This is a genomic window from Streptomyces sp. NPDC048504, from assembly GCF_043200035.1.
Classification (GTDB): domain Bacteria; phylum Actinomycetota; class Actinomycetes; order Streptomycetales; family Streptomycetaceae; genus Streptomyces.
Window position 1 is genome coordinate 156,152 of record NZ_JBICXA010000001.1, and the last position, 22,418, is coordinate 178,569.

The following is a 22,418-nucleotide window of genomic DNA, read 5'->3' on the forward strand; positions in this document are numbered from 1 at the left end:
GGCTGACAAAGTTCGGCCCCGTCTGATCGACAGACGGGGCCGGTGGAACGTCGGGACCGATCAGGCGGGAAGCACGACGACGAAGCGCTGCGGCTCCTCGCCCTCCGACTCGCTGCGCAGTCCCGCGGCCTTGACCGCGTCGTGCACGACCTTGCGCTCGAACGGGGTCATCGGGTTCAGCTTCACCGGCTCGCCGGTGTTCTTCACGTCGGCCGCGGCCTTGGCACCCAGCTCGGAGAGCTCGGTGCGCTTCTTGGCACGGTAGCCCGCGATGTCCAGCATCAGCCGGCTGCGGTCCCCGGTCTCCCGGTGCACGGCCAGGCGGGTGAGCTCCTGGAGTGCTTCCAGCACCTCACCGTCACGGCCGACGAGCTTCTGGAGGTCACGGCCGCTGCTGTCGCTGATGATCGAGACAGCGGCGCGGTCGGCCTCGACATCCATGTCGATGTCGCCGTCGAGATCGGCGATGTCCAGCAGACCCTCAAGGTAGTCCGCCGCGATCTCGCCCTCCTGCTCCAGGCGGGACAGGGTGTCTGCACCCTCGGCAGCGGCGGAGGTGGTGCCTTCCGTCACGGGATGGACTCCTTCTTTACTTCTTGGACGGGGACTTGGGCCGCTGCGGGCCCTTGCGCTGTCCGGACTGGGCCTTGCTGCGGGTGCCGCCGGCCGGCTTCGGGGCGGCCTTCTTCGCGGCGGTGGCGGGCTTGGCGTCCTCGGGTTCGTCCGACTTGCTCAGCGAGGTCTTCGGCTCGTCGGCGTCGTCGTCCGTGTGCTCAGCGCTGTCGTCAGCCGCCTTCGCGGCGGCGGACTGGCGCTGGGCCTTGGTCTGCCGCTTGGGCTGCTGACGCCGGGGAGTGGCCGGGGTCGTCGTCGTACCGTCCTCGGACTCCACAGCCGTGCTCTCGCCCTTCACCACGGTGCCGTCCGGCTGGGCCACGAGGCCCACCTTGGTGAGGCTGTTGATGAACTTGCGCTCGAACTCGTTGCGTTCACGGCCCTTGGAGACGATCGCCTTGACGATGGCCTTCTCACCCCGGCTGCGGGTCTTCTCGTGGTGCGTGACGTGCTTGGTCAGGCGCTCCAGGTAGGCGGCCTGGGCCTTGGAACCCGGGGTCGGGTTGTTGTGGATGACGTACATCTGCTGGCCCATGGTCCACACGTTGGTGGTCAGCCAGTAGACGAGGACACCGACAGGAAAGTTGATGCCGAAGATGGCGAACATGACCGGGAAGACGTACATCAGCATCTTCTGCTGCTGCATGAACGGGGTCTTCACCGTGGTGTCGACGTTCTTCGTCATCAGCTGGCGCTGCGTGTAGAACTGCGACGCCGACATCATCACGATCATGACCGCGGTGACGACCCGGACGTCGGTCAGCGTGGCACCGAGCGCCGCGACCTTGCTGCTGCCGTCCGTGAACTTCGCGGCCAGCGGGGCACCGAAGATGTGCGCATTACGCGCGCTGGCCAGCAGCGAGTCGTTGATGACGCCGATCGTCTTGCCCGTCGCGATGCCGTTGAGCACGTGGTACAGGGCGAAGAAGAACGGGGACTGCGCCAGGATGGGAAGGCACGAGGAGAGCGGGTTGGTACCCGACTCCTTGTACAGCTTCATCATCTCTTCGGACTGACGCTGCTTGTCGTTCTTGTAGCGTTCCTGGATCTTCTTCATCTCGGGCTGCAGGGTCTGCATGGCCCGGGTCGCCTTGATCTGCTTCACGAAGAGCGGGATCAGACAGATGCGGATCAGGATCACCAGGGACACGATGGACAGGCCCCAGGCCCAGCCCGTGTCGGGACCGAAAACCTTCCCGTACACCGAGTGGAACTGGACGATGACCCAAGAAACGGGTGTCGTGATGAAGCTGAAAAGACTGGCAATCGTGTCCACTAATCATGCTCCTTGGGCATGGGACGGTGTCTCTGCGGCCGGGCTCGAAGGACTCAGCCCTTCTGTGGCCGTTTCGGCGGCGGAGGTCCCGCCCTTGTCTGCGCGCCGTGCGCCCCGCAGCATCTCGTGCCACCGCGGACGCTTGCGCGGTGGGACATGGTCCACACCGCCGAGCGACCACGGATTGCAGCGCAGGATGCGCCAGGCCGTGAGCGCTGTGCCCTTGATCGCGCCGTGCCGGTCTATGGCCGTGTAGCCGTAGTGGGAGCACGACGGGTAGTACTTGCAGACCGGCCCGAGCAAGGGACTGATCGTCCACTGATAGAGCTTGATCAGCGCCAGTAGTGGGTACTTCATCGCGCGCCCCCTCCCAGCAGCCGCTGAACGGCGGCATCCAGGTCTTGGGCCAGCTGTGCATGGTCGGCGTCGCCCGCTCCGGGCAGCGCTCGTACGACTACCAGGCTACCGGGGGGAAACAGGGCGACTCGCTCGCGCATCAGATGACGGAGTCTGCGCTTCACCTTGTTGCGCACCACGGCGCCGCCCACCGCCTTGCTGACGACGAAACCCGCACGCGTCGGGGGAGCGCTCTCCCCTGGCGCGTGCGGGTCCGTGGCACCGCTACGAAAGTGGACGACGAGAAGCGGGCGGCCGGCCCGGCGACCCCGTCGTACCGCGGTCGCGAAGTCTTCGCGCCGCCTCAGCCGATGCTCGGTAGGCAGCACGACGTCATGACCTGATCGGGATCAGGCGGACAGGCTGGCGCGACCCTTGCCACGACGGTTCGCGAGAATCGCGCGACCGGCACGGGTACGCATCCGCAGGCGGAAGCCGTGGGTCTTGGCACGACGACGGTTGTTCGGCTGGAAGGTGCGCTTGCTCACGAGGGGGCTCCAGAAATAAATCGGTGGTGGCGGGTGCCGTCCTGGCTGTCACCGTGCGCCCACGAGTAGCTCGCAGTTACGCCCGAGTGCACCGCTTCCCGATCACCTCGAAGCGATCTGTGCCCATCGGAGGCAGGCGGCAGCAGCCATCGACAACTCGACCTGGTCACGGTACGCGGGGCTACGCCATCCGGTCAAACCAGCGGTCACGAGGAGACACTATCCACAGGCTGGGGACAACAACTTGAACCGCACCCGTCGCCCTGACTACCGTGGCTGGACTCCGATTCGTTCCTTTGTCCCCCGCCCCACACCTTTTTCCCGAGCGCCCCACCCGATGTACATCCCGTCCCGTCCGCGAACCACACGTTCGTGGGACCCGTGAGAGAGCGTGCCCTGTGGCTGACGTACCTGCCGATCTTGCCGCAGTGTGGCCACGAGTGCTGGAGCAACTTCTCGGTGAGGGGCGTGGGCAGGGTGTCGAGACCAAGGACGAGCACTGGATCCGGCGCTGCCAGCCCCTGGCACTCGTCGCCGACACAGCCTTGCTCGCCGTACCGAACGAGTTTGCGAAAGGCGTCCTCGAAGGCCGCCTCGCCCCGATCGTCAGCGAGACGCTGAGCCGCGAGTGCGGCCGGCCGATCCGCATCGCGATCACCGTCGACGACTCCGCCGGCGAGCCCGCCGGCCCGCCGTCACCCCCCGCCCAGCCCCAGCGCCGTTACGAGGAACCCGAGCAGAACCGCGACCCCTACGAGGGCGGCTACGGCCGTCATCGCGCCGAGCCACTCCCGGGCGGCCCCGGCGACCAGCTGCCCACCGCCCGCCCCGCCTATCCGTCGGAGTACCAGCGCCCCGAGCCGGGCGCCTGGCCGCGGCCGTCGCAGGACGACTACGGCTGGCAGCAGCAGCGGCTCGGCTTCCCCGAGCGGGACCCGTACGCGTCGCCGCCGCAGGACCAGTACGGCCCGTCGTCCCAGGACCAGTACGGGGCACCGGCCAAGGACAAGTACGGTCCGCCGCAGGACTCGTACCAGTCCCAGCAGGACCAGTACGCGCCGCCGCAGCAGGAGTACCGCCCGCAGTCGATGGAACGTCCGTCGTACGAGCAGCAGCGCGCCGAGTACGAACAGTCGCGGGCCGAGTACGAGAAGTCCCGCGAGCAGTACAACCAGCGCGACGCGCGCCGCGACCTGTCCGACTCGCACTCACCGTCCAACTCCGGTCATGTGCACCGCAGCGGTCCGGGCCCGCTGGGCTCGAAGCCCGCGCCGGCGGCCGGCCCGGGTGAGCCGACCGCGCGCCTGAACCCGAAGTACCTCTTCGACACGTTCGTCATCGGTGCCTCGAACCGGTTCGCGCACGCGGCCGCGGTCGCCGTCGCCGAGGCGCCCGCGAAGGCGTACAACCCACTTTTCATCTATGGGGAGTCGGGCCTCGGCAAAACGCACCTGCTGCACGCGATCGGGCACTACGCGCGGAGCCTGTACCCCGGCACGCGCGTGCGGTACGTCAGCTCCGAGGAGTTCACCAACGAGTTCATCAACTCGATCCGCGACGGCAAGGGCGACAGCTTCCGCAAGCGGTACCGCGAAATGGACATCCTTCTTGTCGACGACATCCAGTTCCTCGCGGACAAGGAGTCGACGCAGGAGGAGTTCTTCCACACGTTCAACACCCTCCACAACGCGAACAAGCAGATCGTGCTCTCCAGCGACCGGCCGCCCAAGCAGCTGGTCACGCTGGAGGACCGGCTGCGGAACCGTTTCGAGTGGGGACTGATCACCGACGTCCAGCCGCCCGAGCTGGAGACCCGTATCGCCATCCTTCGTAAGAAGGCGGTGCAGGAGCAGCTCAACGCCCCGCCGGAGGTCCTGGAGTTCATCGCCTCCCGCATCTCGCGCAACATCCGCGAGCTGGAGGGGGCGCTGATCCGTGTGACGGCGTTCGCGTCGCTCAACCGGCAGCCCGTCGACCTAGGTCTCACCGAGATCGTTCTCAAGGACCTCATCCCGGGCGGCGAGGACTCGACGCCGGAGATCACCGCGACGGCGATCATGGGAGCGACCGCCGACTACTTCGGCATCACGGTCGAGGACCTCTGCGGAAGTTCGCGTGGCCGCCAACTGGTGACGGCCCGGCAGATCGCCATGTACGTGTGCCGCGAACTGACCGACCTCTCCCTGCCGAAGATCGGCGCGCAGTTCGGCGGCCGCGACCACACGACGGTCATGCACGCCGACCGCAAGATCCGCGCGCTGATGGCCGAGCGACGGTCGATCTACAACCAGGTCACGGAACTGACCAACCGCATCAAGAACGGCTGACAGCCGCCGAGTTACGGCACCAGAGCTACGGCACCGAAGGGCGCCCCGGGATCTCTCCCGGGGCGCCCTTCGGCTTGCCGGGAGGCGGTCGGTTGCGGCGGATGGAGGGGAGGAAGGCGTTTCGGCAGACTTCTGGAAGGGCGGAGGGCTCTTCGGAGGGTGTCGGGAGTAGGCGGAGAGGACGGGGGCTGCGAGACGAAAAGGGGCGTCGGGGGGCGTCGAAAGAGCGCGTCCCAAAGGGCGCGCTGAGGTGTCAGAGACGTCCGGAGAAGATCCGCAGGCGTTTCTACCCGCTCCGGAGCCACGCTGAAGGCGCTCCGAAGCGGTCCGCGGCTGATCCTCAGCCCGTCCGGAGCCCCTCCGGCAGCCGCTCGCCCCCGTTTCAAACCCGCGGGCCGAGCCCCCGCTGTTCGAATACCCGCCGGGTTACGGCCGTCCTCCACAGATTCGGTGACTTTCTTCCGTCCACATCCTGGGGACTGTGAAGTTGTCCAGATCGTGTCCACAGGCTCCGTGGGTGAGGGACCATCAGACCAGGTCAGGTGGTTGTGGATTCGTGGACAAAAGATATCCACAGGCTGTGGAGAGATCTTTGATCCCCAGCCTGTGGATCAAGTTGTCCACCGACAACCCACAGACTGGGGCCGGTTGTCCCCAGCGATCACCAGCTTCTCCACACCGCTGTCCACTGTTCGGCAACGCAACGCGCCATCTCACCGTGTCGAGTGAAAGGCGTCACACGAAGGTGCCGGGTTGGGCTGTGGGAAAGGCGGGTAAAGCTGGGGACGGCGCTGGGGAGAAGTGGCCCTCGGCTGTGCATGGGGTGTGCAGAACTTTCCGTTCTCCACAGAAACCCGAGGTTGTCCACCGCCGTCGCCCACAGGGTCGGTGGACAAAATTCCCGCCCTGACCTGCGAAAACGCGGTTATCCACGGTATCCACAGCCCCTACTACTACTAGCAACTAGAGAGAGCTGGGAAACCGTTTCGAAGCGGGGCCTGTGCACAACTCGCGCTTCGTCGCCCGACAGCCCCCCGTCACGACTTGACCCCGATAGGCACCTACTGTCAGTGCCGTGCGTCAGACTGTTCCCCGATGTCCTTCCCCTCACAGGGACCGACAACACCGAGACAGACGACGAAGCCAGGCAGGCCGAGAAGCGCCGGCAACAGCAGGAGGCGGCAACAGTGAAGATCCGGGTGGAACGCGACGTACTCGCGGAGGCAGTGGCCTGGGCGGCACGCAGCCTCCCGGCCCGTCCGCCGGCGCCGGTCCTCGCCGGCCTCCTGCTGAAGTCCGAGGAGGGGCAGCTGAGCCTGTCCAGCTTCGACTACGAGGTCTCCGCGCGCGTGTCGGTCGACGCGGAGGTCGAGGAAGAGGGCACGGTCCTCGTCTCCGGCCGGCTGCTCGCCGACATCTGCCGCGCCCTTCCCAACCGGCCGGTGGAGATTTCCACAGACGGTGTACGGGCGACGGTGGTTTGCGGCTCCTCCCGCTTCACGCTGCACACACTGCCTGTGGAGGAGTACCCGGCGCTGCCGCAGATGCCGGGCGCGACCGGCACCGTCCCCGGTGAGGTGTTCGCCTCGGCGGCCGCCCAGGTGGCCATCGCCGCCGGCCGTGACGACACGCTGCCCGTCCTCACCGGTGTGCGCATCGAGATCGAAGGCGACACGGTGACGCTGGCGTCCACCGACCGCTACCGCTTCGCGGTCCGCGAGTTCCTGTGGAAGCCGGAGAACCCGGAGGCGTCCGCGGTCGCCCTGGTGCCCGCCAAGACGCTCCTGGACACCGCCAAGGCCCTCACGAGCGGCGACAGCGTCATCCTGGCGCTGTCCGGCTCGGGCGCGGGCGAGGGCCTCATCGGCTTCGAGGGCGCCGGGCGCCGTACGACGACCCGCCTCCTGGAGGGCGACCTCCCGAAGTACCGCTCGCTGTTCCCGACGGAGTTCAACTCCATCGCGGTGATCGAGACCGCCCCCTTCGTGGAGGCCGTCAAGCGCGTGGCCCTGGTCGCCGAGCGCAACACGCCGGTGCGGCTGAGCTTCGAGCAGGGCGTGCTGATCCTGGAGGCCGGTTCCAGCGACGACGCACAGGCTGTGGAGCGGGTCGACGCGAACCTTGAGGGTGACGACGTGTCGATCGCCTTCAACCCGACGTTCCTGCTGGACGGCCTGAGCGCCATCGACTCCCCGGTGGCCCAGCTGTCCTTCACGACGTCCACCAAGCCCGCGCTGCTCAGCGGCAAGCCGGCCCTGGACGCCGAGGCGGACGAGGCCTACAAGTACCTGATCATGCCCGTACGCCTCAGCGGCTGATCGGCGTCGACGAGAACACCGCAGGTCGGGGCATACGTTTGAGCACGTATGCCCACAGGTGTGCATGACCGTCCGGGTCTAGGCTCGGACACAGGTACGCAAGTGCCTTCATGCCACGTCGCACCCTAAGGAACAACTGATGGAGCTCGGTCTCGTCGGCCTCGGCAAGATGGGCGGCAACATGCGCGAGCGCATCCGCCGCGCAGGCCACACCGTCATCGGATACGACCGCAACCCGGACCTCGCCGATGTCCACAGCCTGGGAGAGCTTGTGGGCAAGCTCAAGGGCCCGCGGGTGGTGTGGGTGATGGTCCCGGCCGGCGCCCCGACCCAGGCGACCGTCGACGAGCTGGCCGGACTCCTGGAGCCCGGCGACGTCGTCGTGGACGGCGGCAACTCCCGCTGGACGGACGACGAGAAGCACGCCGAGGAGCTGGGCGCCAAGGGCATCGGCTTCGTCGACGCGGGCGTCTCAGGCGGTGTCTGGGGCCTTCAGAACGGCTACGCCCTGATGGTCGGCGGCGACGCCGAGGACATCGCCAAGGTCCAGCCCGTCTTCGACGCCCTCAAGCCGGAGGGCGACTTCGGCTTCGTCCACGCCGGCAAGGTCGGCGCGGGCCACTTCTCGAAGATGGTCCACAACGGCATCGAGTACGCGATGATGCAGGCCTATGCCGAGGGCTGGGAGCTGCTGGAGAAGGTCGACTCGGTGACGGACGTCCGCGAGGTCTTCCGCTCCTGGCAGGAGGGCACGGTCATCCGTTCCTGGCTGCTCGACCTGGCCGTCAACGCCCTGGACGGCGACGAGCATCTCGACAAGCTCAAGGGCTACGCCGAGGACTCGGGCGAGGGCCGCTGGACCGTCGAGGCGGCCATCGACAACGCCGTACCGCTGCCCGCGATCACGGCGTCCCTGTTCGCGCGGTTCGCGTCGCGCCAGGACGACTCGCCGCAGATGAAGATGATCGCGGCGCTGCGCAACCAGTTCGGCGGCCATGCCGTCGAGACGAAGTAGTCCACAACGACGAAGTAATCCACCGATCCACAGGCCCCGGCCCATGGATCCACAACCTGGGGGAGGTCGGTGAACGACCATGCACGTCACGCATCTGTCGCTGGCCGACTTCCGCTCGTACGCCGGGGTCGACGTCCCGCTCGACCCCGGCGTCACCGCGTTCGTGGGGCCCAACGGGCAGGGCAAGACCAACCTCGTAGAGGCGATCGGCTACCTCGCCACCCTGGGCAGCCACCGCGTCTCCTCCGACGCCCCCCTCGTCCGCATGGGCGCCGAGCGGGCGATCATCCGGGCACAGGTCAGAGAGGGCGAGCGGCAGCAGCTGGTCGAGCTGGAGCTGAACCCCGGCCGCGCCAACCGCGCCCGCATCAACCGGTCCTCGCAGGTCAGGCCCCGTGACGTGCTGGGCATCGTACGGACCGTGCTGTTCGCGCCCGAGGATCTCGCCCTGGTGAAGGGGGATCCCGGGGAGCGGCGGCGGTTCCTGGACGAGCTGATCACCGCGCGCTCTCCGCGCATGGCCGGGGTCCGCTCCGACTACGAGCGGGTGCTCAAGCAGCGCAACACTCTCCTGAAGTCGGCCGCGTTGGCGCGGCGGCACGGCGGGCGGTCGATGGACCTGTCCACGCTCGACGTGTGGGATCAGCATCTCGCGCGCGTGGGCGCCGAGTTGCTCGCCCAGCGGCTCGATCTGATCGCCGCGGTCCAGCCCCTCGCCGACAAGGCGTACGAGCAACTGGCGCCCGGCGGCGGCCCGGTGGCCCTGGAGTACAAGCCGTCGGCTCCGGGTGAGGCACACACGCGTGAAGACCTCTACGAGCAGTTGATGGCGGCGATCGCGGAGGCGCGCAAGCAGGAGATCGAGCGGGGCGTCACCCTCGTAGGACCGCATCGGGACGATCTGATTCTCAAACTCGGTCAGTTGCCCGCCAAGGGGTACGCCTCGCACGGGGAGTCCTGGTCGTACGCGCTGGCGTTGCGGCTCGCGTCGTACGACCTGCTCCGGGGTGAGGGCAACGAGCCGGTGCTCGTGCTCGACGACGTGTTCGCGGAACTCGACACACGGCGTCGGGAGCGGCTCGCCGAGCTCGTGGCGCCCGGCGAACAGGTGCTGGTGACGGCCGCCGTCGACGACGACGTACCGCATGTCCTGGCGGGGACGCGGTACAGCGTGGCGGAGGGGGCGGTGGAGCGCGTATGACGACGGATCAGCCCGCGGACGGGGAACCCGCGCCCAAGAAGGCCGCCGAGCCCTCCGGCGTCGACCTCGCGCGCGTGGCGTTGCGCGCCGCGAAGGAACAGGCACGCGCGCGTGGGGACGCGGCGCAGCAGAAGAAGCAGGCGCGACGCGGCGGCCTCCGCTCCGGCGCGCGCGCCGACGGCCGCGACCCGATGGCACTCGGCGCTGCGATCAACCGGCTGCTGAACGAGCGCGGGTGGGAGACACCGGCCGCGGTGGGCGGTGTGATGGGCCGCTGGCCGCAGATCGTCGGCGAGGACCTGGCCAATCACTGTGTCCCGGAGAAGTACGACGAGGACGAGCGGGTCCTGGTCGTGCGCTGCGATTCGACGGCCTGGGCGACGAACCTGCGCCTCCTCGCCCCGCAGCTGGTGGCCCGGCTGAACGAGGACCTGGGGCACGGCACGGTGAAGCTCCTCAAGGTGAACGGCCCCGGTGGGCCGCCCCGCCGCTACGGTCCTCTGCGCGCTCCCGGCAGCACGGGTCCCGGCGACACCTATGGGTGACTGACATCACAGCGCGGGCTCCGGCGGGTGAACGGACGCGGTTGCGAATACCGACCTGACCCCTGAGTAGCAAAGGGTTGACACCCGGAAGCGCTGAGTGCCTCCGTGAGCCTCTTTGAGCCCCGTTCCGCATATGGGGAGTCGGGAGAGACCGGTTCAGGGCGGCACATGAGGACTCAGGTACCGGCAAACCCCCATCCATGTCGGCGCTACCGGTAGACTGGAAGCAATCCCGCCCCACTTGTGGGACACACACCGAGCAACGCTGACTAAGGCTTACCAACGCAACACGCCGCAGCCGCTCCGGCCACCAGCCTGAGCCTGGCTTGTGCTGTGCCAGAAAGGGCGCTTCGTGGCCGATTCCGGCAACCCCAACGAGAACATCCCGTCCACCGACGCCGGCGCCAACGGCGGGGCTCACACCTCGAACGGCGAGGTCACCGCCTCGTACGACGCCAGCGCCATCACCGTCCTCGAAGGGCTGGACGCGGTCCGCAAGCGGCCCGGTATGTACATCGGCTCGACCGGTGAGCGCGGCCTGCACCACCTCGTGCAGGAAGTCGTCGACAACTCCGTCGACGAGGCGCTGGCCGGGCACGCGGACACGATCGACGTCACGATCCTTCATGACGGCGGCGTCCGCGTCATCGACAACGGCCGAGGCATCCCGGTGGGCATCGTCCCGTCCGAGGGCAAGCCGGCCGTCGAGGTCGTGCTGACGGTGCTGCACGCGGGCGGCAAGTTCGGGGGCGGCGGTTACGCGGTCTCCGGCGGTCTGCACGGCGTGGGCGTGTCCGTGGTGAACGCGCTGTCCAGCAAGGTCGCCGTCGAGGTCAGGACCGACGGATACCGCTGGACGCAGGACTACAAGCTGGGCGTTCCGACCGCCCCGCTCGCGCAGCACGAGGCCACGGACGAGACCGGCACCTCGGTCACCTTCTGGGCCGACCCGGACATCTTCGAGACCACCGAGTACTCCTTCGAGACGCTGTCGCGGCGCTTTCAGGAGATGGCGTTCCTCAACAAGGGTTTGACGATCAAACTCACTGACGAACGCGAGCTGGCGAAGGCCACGGCCGGTGCCGACGAGGCGGGTGCGGACGAGAAGGACGAGGTCAAGACCGTCACGTACCACTACGAGGGCGGCATCGTCGACTACGTGACGTACCTCAACTCCCGCAAGGGAGACGTGGTGCACCCGACCGTCATCGACCTGGAGGCGGAGGACAAGGACAAGAGCCTGTCCCTCGAGGTCGCCATGCAGTGGAACAGCGGTTACAGCGAGGGTGTGTACTCCTTCGCCAACATCATCCACACGCATGAGGGCGGCACGCACGAAGAGGGCTTCCGGGCCGCGCTGACGTCGCTGATCAACAAGTACGCGCGCGACAAGAAGCTGCTCCGCGAGAAGGACGACAACCTCACGGGTGACGACATCCGCGAGGGTCTGACCGCGATCATCTCGGTGAAGCTGGCCGAGCCGCAGTTCGAGGGCCAGACCAAGACCAAGCTCGGCAACACCGAAGCGAAGACCTTCGTACAGAAGGCGGTCTACGAGCACCTCAACGACTGGCTCGACCGCAACCCGAACGAGGCCTCGGACATCATCCGCAAGGGCATCCAGGCGGCCACCGCGCGCGTGGCGGCCCGCAAGGCCCGTGACCTCACCCGTCGCAAGGGTCTGCTGGAGACGGCTTCGCTGCCGGGCAAGCTGTCCGACTGCCAGTCGAACGACCCCACCAAGTGCGAGATCTTCATCGTCGAGGGTGACTCCGCCGGCGGCTCGGCCAAGTCCGGCCGGAACCCGCAGTACCAGGCGATCCTCCCGATCCGAGGCAAGATCCTCAACGTCGAGAAGGCCAGGATCGACAAGATCCTGCAGAACCAGGAGATCCAGGCACTGATCTCCGCCTTCGGCACCGGGGTCCACGAGGACTTCGACATCGCCAGGCTGCGCTATCACAAGATCATCCTGATGGCGGACGCCGACGTCGACGGTCAGCACATCAGCACCCTGCTGCTGACCTTCCTGTTCCGCTTCATGCGGCCGCTGGTCGAGGCCGGGCACGTGTTCCTGTCGCGTCCCCCGCTGTACAAGATCAAGTGGGGCCGTGACGACTTCGAGTACGCGTACTCGGACCGCGAGCGCGACGCCCTGATCGAGCTGGGCCGGCAGAGCGGCAAGCGCATCAAGGAAGACTCGATCCAGCGCTTCAAGGGTCTCGGCGAGATGAACGCCGAGGAGCTGCGCATCACCACGATGGACCAGGAGCACCGCGTCCTCGGCCAGGTCACCCTGGACGACGCCGCGCAGGCCGACGACCTGTTCTCGGTCCTCATGGGCGAGGACGTCGAGGCGCGCCGCCAGTTCATCCAGCGCAACGCCAAGGACGTCCGCTTCCTCGACATCTGAGTCGGTCTCAGCTGACCGCATCAGGAAGGATCTTCACCAGCAATGGCCGACGAGAACACTCCCAGTACGCCTGAAGAGGGCGCCATCATCGCCCAGCGCGTCGAGCCCGTCGGGCTCGAGACGGAGATGCAGCGCTCGTACCTCGACTACGCGATGTCCGTCATCGTGTCGCGCGCCCTGCCCGACGTCCGTGACGGCCTCAAGCCCGTCCACCGCCGCGTCCTGTACGCCATGTACGACGGCGGCTACCGGCCCGAGAAGGGCTTCTACAAGTGCGCCCGTGTCGTCGGCGACGTCATGGGCAACTACCACCCGCACGGCGACTCCTCGATCTACGACGCGCTGGTCCGCCTCGCGCAGCCGTGGTCGATGCGGATGCCGCTGGTGGACTCGAACGGCAACTTCGGCTCCCCGGGCAACGACCCCGCCGCCGCCATGCGCTACACCGAGTGCAAGCTGGCGCCGCTGTCCATGGAGATGGTCCGTGACATCGACGAGGAGACCGTCGACTTCACGGACAACTACGACGGCCGCTCCCAGGAGCCGACCGTCCTGCCGGCCCGCTTCCCGAACCTGCTGATCAACGGCTCGGCGGGCATCGCGGTCGGCATGGCCACCAACATTCCGCCGCACAACCTCCGTGAGGTCGCGGCGGGCGCCCAGTGGTGCCTGGAGAACCCGGAGGCCTCCCACGAGGAGCTGCTCGACGCGCTGATCGAGCGCATCAAGGGCCCCGACTTCCCGACCGGCGCCCTCGTCGTCGGCCGCAAGGGCATCGAAGAGGCGTACCGCACCGGGCGCGGCTCGATCACCATGCGCGCGGTCGTCGAGGTCGAGGAGATCCAGAACCGCCAGTGCCTGGTGGTCACCGAACTCCCCTACCAGACGAACCCCGACAACCTCGCGCAGAAGATCGCCGACCTGGTGAAGGACGGCAAGGTCGGCGGCATCGCGGACGTCCGCGACGAGACGTCGTCCCGTACCGGCCAGCGCCTCGTCATCGTCCTCAAGAGGGACGCGGTCGCCAAGGTCGTACTGAACAACCTCTACAAGCACACCGATCTGCAGTCGAACTTCAGCGCCAACATGCTGGCCCTGGTCGACGGCGTGCCGAGGACTCTCTCCCTGGACGCGTTCATCCGGCACTGGGTGGCGCACCAGATCGAGGTCATCGTCCGCCGGACGAAGTTCCGGCTGCGCAAGGCCGAGGAGCGGGCGCACATCCTGCGTGGCCTCCTGAAGGCCCTGGACGCCATCGACGAGGTCATCGCGCTGATCCGGCGCAGCGACACCGTGGAGATCGCGCGTACGGGCCTGATGGGCCTCCTGGAGATCGACGAGATCCAGGCGAACGCCATCCTGGAGATGCAGCTCCGCCGACTGGCCGCCCTGGAGCGCCAGAAGATCATCCAGGAGCACGACGAACTCCAGGCGAAGATCACCGAGTACAACGCGATCCTCGCCTCCCCGGTCCGCCAGCGCGGCATCGTCAGCGAGGAACTCGCCGCGATCGTCGAGAAGTACGGCGACGACCGCAAGACGATGCTGGTGCCCTTCGACGGCGACATGTCCATCGAGGACCTCATCGCCGAAGAGGACATCGTCGTCACCATCTCGCGCGGCGGCTACGTCAAGCGCACCAAGGCGGACGACTACCGCTCCCAGAAGCGCGGCGGCAAGGGCGTACGCGGCACGAAGCTCAAAGAAGACGACATCGTCGACCACTTCTTCGTGTCGACCACCCACCACTGGCTGCTGTTCTTCACCAACAAGGGCCGCGTCTACCGCGCGAAGGCGTACGAACTCCCGGACGCCGGCCGCGACGCGCGCGGGCAGCACGTGGCGAACCTGCTGGCCTTCCAGCCGGACGAGGCGATCGCGGAGATCCTCGCGATCCGTGACTACGAAGCGGCGCCCTACCTGGTCCTCGCCACCAAGGGCGGCTTGGTCAAGAAGACGCCTCTGAAGGATTACGATTCCCCCCGCTCCGGCGGTGTCATCGCGATCAACCTCCGTGAGACGGAGGACGGTTCCGACGACGAACTGATCGGTGCCGAACTCGTCTCGAACGAGGACGATCTGCTGCTGATCAGCAAGAAGGCACAGTCGATCAGGTTCACGGCGACGGACGACGCACTGCGCCCCATGGGGCGCGCGACCTCCGGTGTCAAGGGCATGAGTTTCCGCGAGGGCGACCAGCTTCTCTCGATGAATGTTGTTCGACCCGGTACGTTCGTGTTCACTGCCACAGACGGCGGGTACGCGAAGCGGACCGCCGTCGACGAGTACCGCGTCCAGGGTCGTGGCGGCCTGGGTATCAAGGCCGCCAAGATCGTCGAGGACCGCGGTTCTCTCGTCGGCGCGCTGGTGGTCGAGGAGACCGACGAGATCCTCGCCATCACGCTGTCCGGCGGTGTGATTCGTACGCGAGTCAACGAGGTCAGGGAGACGGGCCGTGACACCATGGGCGTCCAACTGATCAACCTGGGCAAGCGCGATGCCGTCGTCGGTATCGCTCGTAACGCCGAGGCGGGACCCGAGGCGGAGGAAGTCGTCGGCGACGAAGCCGTCGACGAGACCACCGAGGGTGTCGCGACCACCGGCACGGACGAGGGTGACGCACCCTCGGACGAGTAGCACGAGGAGAGAGTCATCGTGAGCGGAGCCACGGGCGCCGGATCGACCGGTACGGACACGGACGGCGGCGGCCGTGGCTCCGCCGCGAACGCGACAGATCCGCACACGACCCAACTGCGTGCGATCGACGTGAAGAAGACGGACGCGCACTCGCCCGACTCGCATGGATCCCAGGGGGGAACTGTGACGGACACCCGAGGTCCGCAGACCCAGCAGCAGTCTGCTGGGGCGGGCCCGGCCGCGCCGGGCGCCAAGGCTCCGGCCCAGGGCCAGCCGCCGGCCCAGCCGGTCGCGCCGCCGCCTTCCCCGCTGCCGGGGGAGCGTCAGCCGCAGCAGGCCGCGGGGCCGTACCACCCGCCGCAGGCCTACCCCACGCAGGCGCCCGCCGCCCAGAGCGGTGCCGTACGGCGGCCGCGCACGGGCGCGCGTACCGCGCCGCGCACCCGTAAGGCGCGGCTGCGGGTGGCCAAGGCCGACCCGTGGTCCGTGATGAAGGTCAGCTTCCTGCTCTCCATCGCGCTGGGCATCTGCACGGTCGTGGCGTCCGCGGTGCTGTGGATGGTCATGGACGCGATGGGGGTCTTCTCGACGGTCGGCGGCACGATCTCGGAGGCGACCGGCTCGAACGAGTCGAACGGCTTCGACCTGCAGTCCTTCCTGTCCCTCCCGCACGTCCTGACGTTCTCGGGGATCATCGCGGTCATCGACGTCGTCCTGGCCACGGCCCTCGCGACGCTCGGCGCGTTCATCTACAACCTCTCCGCCGGCTTCGTCGGCGGCATCGAGCTGACGCTCGCCGAGGACGAGTGAGAGTCGGGTGAACGGGGGTTGAAACCTCCCCGGGCGGTCCTGTGACTATCGATTTTGGGACTGCCCATGTCGTGCGCTAATCTTCAGGAGTCAGCGCGCGGGACACACTCCGCAGAGCGCGGCGGGGCTATAGCTCAGTTGGTTAGAGCGCATCCCTGATAAGGATGAGGCCACAGGTTCAAATCCTGTTAGCCCCACCAGCACGAAGACCCCCAGCCATCAGGCTGGGGGTCTTCGTGCTGGTGGGGGAGGACGGTTCAGGCTCGGGAGAATTTCGATTGCCGTGCCGTCCTAGTGGCCGGTGATACTCACCCATGAGCAGATTCGCCGAGGTCGTCGTGTTGGCCAGGGACGCAGAAAACATCATGAAACCGCTGACCGAGCGGGACGACAGCCGTCCGTGGACGGGGCGGTTCACCGACATCGGCCACGGCATGTTCGACGGCTGGGCCATCGAGTTCGTGCGACGAAGTCGATGGGCCGGACTGCTGGGACACCTGGAGTCTCTGCCCTGGCCGTCGCCGCACACCGTTCAGGTGCTGATCCACGATGAGGAAGACGACTGCTTCGGCCTGTGGATGATCCATGACAGCCGCCTTGTGGAAGTGCCGTTGCCGCGCACCCGGCGGGAGTTCTGGACCAGCCCCTACACAGGCGTGGTCGATCCGGATTGCCCTGGGATTCTGGTCCGCACGGACGGGCCGGGCGGTGGGCCGGGGGAATGATGCGCCGCGGGCACGCCGGAAGACCCCCGGCCGTGATGGGCCGGGGGTTTTCGGGGTCCTTTGTGTTGTCTCTGGAGCTTTGTACGCAAGTTCGCCGCTGTGTCAGAGAGGGCGGACGGTCGGGCAGTTCGTGTCGGGTAAGGCCAGGGAGACGTCGCGGGCCGGGGTGCCGGCGCGCAGGTCGGTGCTGGAGGGACCCGGGGTGGTGCTGGAGGGGCTCAGGCCGGTACTGGAGGCGTTCGGGTCAGCGCTGGAGAGGCGCTCCGGGCTCGGCGTGGTCCGTCTCGATCGAGCCGGCCGTCTTCGTCGTCTCGGCGGTCCCCGTGGTCTCGTCCGCGTCCGTCGGCGGGCGGTGGCGGCAGCTGGGGGACTTGCCGTGGGCCTCGGCGCGGATGCGCTGCTTCATCGTGGGGGGCAGTGACCTGGTGAAGGACCAGGGGGAGATCGCCGGTGTCGTCGTCTCGGCGACCGCGCTGGTGCTCGCAGCCTCGGTCCGCGGAGTCGCGGCGGCGACCGTCGCGGTGACCGTGATGAGTCCGAGCGCCGTGCACAGTGCCAGGAAGCCGGTGACGAAGGCGTTCCACAACTTCATGACCTTGATCTGGGCCATGGCCCCTCGCTTTCAGGTTGGGCGATTTGCGTACTTTCCTCATGATGTGTATGGGGGTCGCGAAGTGGTGGACCGACGCCCATGGCGCGTCGATGTTCTGATGAACACCACTCGGATGGGTGCAAGAGGCCAGAAAACGGCCGAAGATGCGCGAAAGGAGGGCGAAGTAACCGTCTGTGGGGATGTGATCACCCTCAGATCGGAGCGGTAGCGTCCGCTCCTACTGCGCTGTACCGGGCGGGAGTTGACGCCGGACGCAGGTCACTGATCGGTCTCGGTCGGTGTGTATAGTCGGGCGACAGAGGTCCCCTACGTCAAGGAAAGACGAGGTCGCGCGGTGAAGAAGCTTCTCCTGGTCGCACTGGCCGCCATCGGCGGGCTCCTCGTGTACCGCCAGATCCAGGCGGATCGCGCCGAGCAGGATCTGTGGACGGAGGCGACCGACTCCGTGCCCACGGGTTCCTGAGTACCGAGAACCAGTTCTGATCAAGCCCCGGCCGCCTGGCGGTCGGGGCTTTGTGTTGCGCCCTCGCCCCGGTGCGGGTACGGCCGCCACGACCCCGGCGTTTCGGACACTCGTCCGCATTGCCCGGATGTCACGCGCGCGTGCGGGGCAGGATGGGCCACGTCCGGAGTAACGACGAGGGGTGGCGCGTGATGGGGCGGCGTACGGCGTGGTGGCGGACACGGGCACACGGCGGCCGTACGCCCGTCGCTGGGGCCGTACGACGTGTCGTGGTCCTCGCCGCGGTTCTGTGCGCGACGGCCGCCCTCACGGACCGGCCCGCCACGGCGGCCGGGTCGTCCAGCTCCTACGGCTACGACAAGGGCGACCGGGTTGTCGATGGAGCGACCGGCACCGCGGACGCCGTGGACCTGAAACCCGGTGGGACGTACCGGAGTTCCCTCTCGAAGGGGGCCAGCGTCTACTACGGCCTTGATCTCGAGGCGACGTCGAACGCCTATGTCTCCGTGACCGCCGTGCCTCCGGCGGGGACCACCGTCGCCGCCACCGACGGCATCAAGGTGTCGATGCGGAACGCCAAGGGCTCCGGCTGCACGTACCGGAGCGCCACCTTCGGGGCCGGCCGGAGTCCCCACCCCGTGGCCGCCTGGGCCGTGCGGGAGGCGGGCAAGGCGCTCTGCAAGGGGAGCGGCAAGTACTACGTGCTCGTCGAGCGCGTCGACGCGTCGGATTCCTCGTCGGACACCTGGGGGCTGGAGCTCACCGCGGTGTCGGAACCCGCGCTCGCCCAGGCCGGCGCGACCGACGCGCCCCAGGTCTGGGACTCCGGGTCGCCCGAGGCCGTCACGGGGGAGGCCCGGCGCCGTGCGGGTGGCTCGGGCTTCGCCGGGGCGGTCGCCGTCGGACAGGGCGCGTGGCGGGACGACATCGGGCCCGGCCGGACCCTCTTCTACAAGGTGCCGGTCGACTGGGGCCAACAGCTGTCCGTCACGGCCGAGTTGGGCGCTGCCGACGGCGGCAGCGGCTATGTGGACCGCGCGCTGGACCTGGAGCTCTACAACCCCGTACGCGCCTCCGTCGACGAGGCCGGCCTCGGTTACCGGGGCAGCGAGAGGTCCGTGGCACTGGAGCCCCTGCCGCCCGTCGAGTACCGCAACCGCTACTCCGTCGTCGACCACGAGAACGGGATGCGCTTCGCCGGGTCGTACTACCTCGTCGTGCACCTCGACGCGCAGCTGGCCGACGACTTCGGCCAGGGACCGTTCCCGGTGACCTTGCGCGTGCGCGTCGCCGGTACGGCGCACGCCGGTCCCGGGTACGCGGGCCGGCCCGAGCCCCAGAACGTCTTCGACGTCACCGCACAGGACCGTGCGGCGGCCGTGACGGGGAGCGCCGGGGGAGGCGGCGACACCGCGATGAAGGTGCTTGCGGTGGCCGGGATCGGCGCGGGCACCGTGCTGCTGGCCACGCTCGGCGTGTGGACGGTGTCGGCCCGGCGCCGGGACCGGGCTTCGACGGCGGCCCTGTAACCGCCCCCCTTTCCCCGTTCCGGATCCCACGGTTCAGATCTGGGTCAGCGCCCAGAACCCCGCCGCGTAGCAGGCCAGCGCGAGCAGCAGAACCGGGATCGCCACCCTCGCGGGCGGCCCGGGCCGGCGCCGGGCCCGCCTGCCGCGGTGCTGCGGAACCGGCGGCGCCGACGGTGGAACCTGCGGGACCTGAGCGGTGTATGAAGCAGTAGAGGGATCAGCACGCGGCTGGGGGGAGGACAGGACATGCGTGAGGTCATGAGGGGAGGAGTGCCGGGAGGAGTAATGGGGGGAGGGGGGCGTGGGCGGCTGGTACTGGCCGCCCTGGTGGGCCTGGGCGGCCTGATGTGCCTGCTCCGCCTGTGCCTGGTCCGCCTGTTGTCCGTACGGGGCCCGCGGGGGCGGCAGATGGAAGCTGCCGGTGTCCGACATCGGGGACGGATTCGGGGGCGGGGAAGCCGGCGGGGCCGGAGTCGGGGTGGGAGTGGGCGTCGGGGGCGGCTGGGAGACGATGCCCTGCCGTGGGTCCACGGGTACGGAGTCCGTGCCGGGCCAGGCCGAGTCGAGACCCTCGCCGCTGACACTGCCGGCATCGCCGACACCGGCGCCCCTGTCGTTCTCGGGTTCGGGAGTCACGGCCGACGAGGGAGTCGTCGTCGACCCCGTGTCCACCCCGGAAGCCCGCTTCAGCGGACCCTCGGGCGCGAACTCCGAAGGCAGCGGCCCGATTTGGTCGAAGATCTCGATCAACTCGTCGTCGGGGCCGGGCTCGGGCAACAGCTCCGCGGCCGCCGCGAGCGCCTTGCGCGCCCCCGTGGCCGTCCGGAAGCGGGCCTGCGGATCGGGCTGCAGCAGCATCGCCACGACCTGCCACAGCGCCTCGGGAATGCCCTTGGGCGCCCCCGGAGTCCCATGCTCCGCGAAGTACTGCACCAACGCCTTGGAATCCGGCTTGGCCCCCTCCAGCAGATACAGCGCCACCAGTCCTACGGCGAAGAGGTCGGCGGGGAAGTCCGGCTCCGCGCCCATCATCTGCTCGGGCGCGAGGTAACCCGGCGTCCCCACCACGAGGTTGGTCTCCGTCAGGCGTGCCTCGCCCAGCCGCATCGCGATGCCGAAGTCGGACAGGCGCAGGCGCGGGCGGGCCGTGCCGGTGGCTTCGAGGAGCAGGTTGGCGGGCTTGATGTCACGGTGCACGACACCTTCCGCGTGCACCGCGGCGAGACCGGAGAGGAGCTGGTCGAGCAGCGTGCAGACGAACGCGGGGGGCAGGGGGCCGTAGTCCCCGATGAGATGGACGAGCGAACCGCCCGCCACCAGGTCCATGGTGAACAGGACCTTGTCGTCGTCGGCGGCCCAGCTGGCCGGTGCGAGCACATGGGGGTGGTCGATCCGCAGCGCCTGCTCCCGGACGAAACGCAGCAGCGAGTGCGCGTCGCTCTGCTGCAGGACCTTGGCGGCGACATAGCGGCGACGCCGGTGGTCCCAGGCGCGCCAGACCGCGCCGACACCGCCGCGTCCGATCGGGTCGACCAGTTCGTACCGGCCGGCGAAGACCTCACCCATGGCTGTGCGTCGCTCCTCCCCCTTCGGCTACCCCCGTTGCTTCCCCCGAGACGAGCGATACGACTCCCCCTCATGGCAGTTCCTCATGGCACTCCCTCGCGGCTGTTCCGCACGTGCTCCCAGCGAGCGGCACGACCCCCTCGTACCCTTCGCCGGCCGCGTGCCCGGCTGCCGAACCCCCGATCGGCGGCCGGGCCGTGAGGCTCAGCTCTGGTGGGACTGGTAGTGCGCGACCGCGTCCGAGGTGCGGCCGGCGCCGTACACCCGGAGGAACTCTGCCAGTTCGGGGTGGGTCGGGGCGAGGGTGTCCGCCGCGTCGATGATGTCGCCCGCGGCGGCCACCGAGCGCAGCAGCGACTGGATCTCGCGGACCACCCGCTTGACCGTGGGCGCTCCCGAACTGCTCGTCGTGGTCGTGGTGTTGCTGAGCACTGAGCCCCCCTGGGACTTCTTGATCTCGTCCATGCGCTCGGTCGCCTCGGCCGCGCTCACGCTGCCGTCCGCGACCTGACCCGCAAGGTCCTGCAGCAACTGCACCCGCTGGACCACCGCGGGATTGCCGATCTTCGCCCGCTGACCGCTCATCAGCTGGGACAACATCGGCGCGGACAGTCCCAACACCCCCGCGAGACGAGCCTGGTTGAGCCCAAGATCGTCGATGAGCTTACGGAAGAGCGCCCCCAAAGGCTCCCCGTACCAATTCCGCTGCAGCTCCCGCGCTCTGGCGGTGGCTTCCTGCTGTGCGGCGTCCATTGCGTCTCCCCATCGCTTCCCCAAAACCGCGGTTCGCTCTAGCGAACCACGCCGAGCATCTTACGGAGAGTGGTCGTTCACCGGGACCCCCAAATTTTTGCGAGATACCCGGGGTGACCCGGTACGCTGGTCTCCGAAGCTCGCCGGTGTGTGGTTCTGCCGGTCGGACGCTTCTCTAGCGGGGCCTTAGCTCAGTTGGTAGAGCGCTGTCTTTGCATGGCAGATGTCAGGGGTTCGACTCCCCTAGGCTCCACATCCCGCACCGGCCGGTCGCCCTCAGTGGCGTCCGGCCGGTGTTTCTTTGTGCCCAAGAGGTGACGTGCGTCACGTAAAGGGCGACTGTTCGTTGCAGTTGTTTGCGCAAATATCGATGCCGGGCGGAGCTGGTGGGGCGTTGCGTCGGCCGTCGGCGCGATGTGGGGATGGTGTGCCCGCATGTGCGGGAGGTGTGTGAGCTGGTGTGAATACGGACGCGTAATCAGGGGTGTGCGGTCCGTTAAGGGAGTCTGTGCGCTGCTTGTACACCTGGGGCGTTGCAAACGTCATCGCGGCAACTTGCGTAAATCAAGAAGTCGAGGATGTTCGATCGAGCCCGGGACTGTTCCACGTGAAACATCGCCGCGGGGGGGGGGGGGCCCCCCCCCGCAGCCCCCCCCCGCGGGTGTAAATGGGGCGGGGGGGCGCGGGGTGGGTGGGGCTGGGGGGGGGGGGGTACGGCCCGGTTGGGC

Annotated in this window: 19 protein-coding genes and 2 tRNA genes; 13 read left to right on the forward strand and 8 right to left on the reverse strand. The window is 68.2% G+C overall.

The genetic code is table 11. The features are described from left to right. Positions 1-60: 60 nt before the first annotated feature. From ACGFY9_RS00660 to rpmH, 5 genes are read right to left on the reverse strand one after another with little or no spacing between them, the layout of a single operon-like run. On the reverse strand, positions 61-573 hold the full coding sequence (locus ACGFY9_RS00660) for a R3H domain-containing nucleic acid-binding protein (RefSeq protein WP_019055151.1): 513 nt from the start codon (positions 571-573) through the stop codon (positions 61-63). Between the two features lie 16 nt (positions 574-589). Then, entirely contained in the window at positions 590-1,891 is a 1,302-nt protein-coding gene (gene yidC / locus ACGFY9_RS00665) for a membrane protein insertase YidC (RefSeq protein ID WP_393750553.1), read from the reverse strand. A gap of 3 nt (positions 1,892-1,894) precedes the next feature. Then, positions 1,895-2,248 carry a membrane protein insertion efficiency factor YidD gene (yidD, locus tag ACGFY9_RS00670; protein ID WP_019073355.1) on the reverse strand — a complete coding sequence of 118 codons (354 nt, stop codon included), beginning with the start codon at positions 2,246-2,248 and terminating at the stop codon, positions 1,895-1,897. Continuing rightward, positions 2,245-2,616, reverse strand: coding sequence for a ribonuclease P protein component (gene rnpA, locus ACGFY9_RS00675; protein ID WP_078532680.1), 372 nt, complete (start codon positions 2,614-2,616; stop codon positions 2,245-2,247). The genes yidD and rnpA overlap by 4 nt, the downstream gene beginning before the upstream one ends. 21 nt (positions 2,617-2,637) lie before the next feature. Then, a complete protein-coding gene (gene rpmH / locus ACGFY9_RS00680) occupies positions 2,638-2,775 on the reverse strand; it encodes a 50S ribosomal protein L34 (RefSeq protein ID WP_006381191.1) in 138 nt (45 codons plus the stop codon). A gap of 398 nt (positions 2,776-3,173) precedes the next feature. Between rpmH and dnaA the strand changes: the two genes are divergently transcribed. The 10 genes from dnaA to ACGFY9_RS00730 all read left to right on the forward strand — a co-directional run bounded on the left by dnaA (position 3,174) and on the right by ACGFY9_RS00730 (position 16,766). After that, positions 3,174-5,102 (forward strand): chromosomal replication initiator protein DnaA, encoded by a 1,929-nt coding sequence (gene dnaA / locus ACGFY9_RS00685; protein ID WP_393750555.1) that lies wholly within the window; start codon positions 3,174-3,176, stop codon positions 5,100-5,102. 1,187 nt (positions 5,103-6,289) lie between these two features. Next, positions 6,290-7,420 (forward strand): DNA polymerase III subunit beta, encoded by a 1,131-nt coding sequence (gene dnaN / locus ACGFY9_RS00690; protein ID WP_019073352.1) that lies wholly within the window; start codon positions 6,290-6,292, stop codon positions 7,418-7,420. A 139-nt stretch (positions 7,421-7,559) separates the two neighbouring features. Then, a complete protein-coding gene (gnd, locus tag ACGFY9_RS00695; RefSeq protein ID WP_393750556.1) occupies positions 7,560-8,435 on the forward strand; it encodes a phosphogluconate dehydrogenase (NAD(+)-dependent, decarboxylating) in 876 nt (291 codons plus the stop codon). A 79-nt stretch (positions 8,436-8,514) separates the two neighbouring features. After that, entirely contained in the window at positions 8,515-9,636 is a 1,122-nt protein-coding gene (gene recF / locus ACGFY9_RS00700; RefSeq protein WP_393750558.1) for a DNA replication/repair protein RecF, read from the forward strand. Continuing rightward, positions 9,633-10,181, forward strand: a complete 549-nt coding sequence (locus ACGFY9_RS00705) for a DUF721 domain-containing protein (RefSeq protein ID WP_393750560.1) — start codon at positions 9,633-9,635, stop codon at positions 10,179-10,181. Before recF ends, ACGFY9_RS00705 begins: the two co-directional genes overlap by 4 nt. Positions 10,182-10,533: 352 nt before the next feature. Continuing rightward, the gene (gene gyrB, locus ACGFY9_RS00710) at positions 10,534-12,594 is read left to right on the forward strand and encodes a DNA topoisomerase (ATP-hydrolyzing) subunit B (protein ID WP_390167134.1); all 2,061 of its coding nucleotides are present in this window, start codon (positions 10,534-10,536) and stop codon (positions 12,592-12,594) included. 42 nt (positions 12,595-12,636) lie between these two features. Then, positions 12,637-15,231: a DNA gyrase subunit A gene (gyrA, locus tag ACGFY9_RS00715; protein WP_393750562.1), complete on the forward strand. Its 2,595-nt coding sequence runs from the start codon at positions 12,637-12,639 to the stop codon at positions 15,229-15,231. Positions 15,232-15,249: 18 nt separating this feature from the next. Next, complete coding sequence (locus ACGFY9_RS00720) at positions 15,250-16,041, forward strand: DUF3566 domain-containing protein (protein WP_393750564.1); 792 nt, start codon at positions 15,250-15,252, stop codon at positions 16,039-16,041. A 123-nt stretch (positions 16,042-16,164) separates the two neighbouring features. Next, positions 16,165-16,241, forward strand: a tRNA-Ile gene (locus tag ACGFY9_RS00725). 114 nt (positions 16,242-16,355) lie between these two features. Continuing rightward, positions 16,356-16,766 (forward strand): hypothetical protein, encoded by a 411-nt coding sequence (locus ACGFY9_RS00730; protein ID WP_393750566.1) that lies wholly within the window; start codon positions 16,356-16,358, stop codon positions 16,764-16,766. A 244-nt stretch (positions 16,767-17,010) separates the two neighbouring features. On the opposite strand, the gene ACGFY9_RS00735 is transcribed toward ACGFY9_RS00730, so the two are convergent. Beyond that, positions 17,011-17,376, reverse strand: coding sequence for a DUF6344 domain-containing protein (locus ACGFY9_RS00735; protein ID WP_393750568.1), 366 nt, complete (start codon positions 17,374-17,376; stop codon positions 17,011-17,013). Positions 17,377-17,713: 337 nt separating this feature from the next. Here ACGFY9_RS00735 and ACGFY9_RS00740 point away from each other — a divergent pair, with 337 nt between their 5' ends. Together ACGFY9_RS00740 and ACGFY9_RS00745 are read left to right on the forward strand one after the other, a co-directional pair. Further along, positions 17,714-17,842: a DLW-39 family protein gene (locus ACGFY9_RS00740; RefSeq protein WP_003999697.1), complete on the forward strand. Its 129-nt coding sequence runs from the start codon at positions 17,714-17,716 to the stop codon at positions 17,840-17,842. Positions 17,843-18,033: 191 nt separating this feature from the next. Beyond that, entirely contained in the window at positions 18,034-19,371 is a 1,338-nt protein-coding gene (locus ACGFY9_RS00745; RefSeq protein ID WP_393750570.1) for a hypothetical protein, read from the forward strand. Positions 19,372-19,404: 33 nt separating this feature from the next. Here the strand turns inward: ACGFY9_RS00745 and ACGFY9_RS00750 are convergent, their stop codons facing one another. Beyond that, complete coding sequence (locus ACGFY9_RS00750; protein WP_393750572.1) at positions 19,405-20,937, reverse strand: serine/threonine-protein kinase; 1,533 nt, start codon at positions 20,935-20,937, stop codon at positions 19,405-19,407. A 204-nt stretch (positions 20,938-21,141) separates the two neighbouring features. After that, positions 21,142-21,690: a DNA-binding protein gene (locus ACGFY9_RS00755; protein WP_019055167.1), complete on the reverse strand. Its 549-nt coding sequence runs from the start codon at positions 21,688-21,690 to the stop codon at positions 21,142-21,144. 180 nt (positions 21,691-21,870) lie between these two features. On the opposite strand from ACGFY9_RS00755, the gene ACGFY9_RS00760 reads away from it, so the two are divergent. After that, positions 21,871-21,943, forward strand: a tRNA-Ala gene (locus ACGFY9_RS00760). Positions 21,944-22,418: the final 475 nt, after the last annotated feature.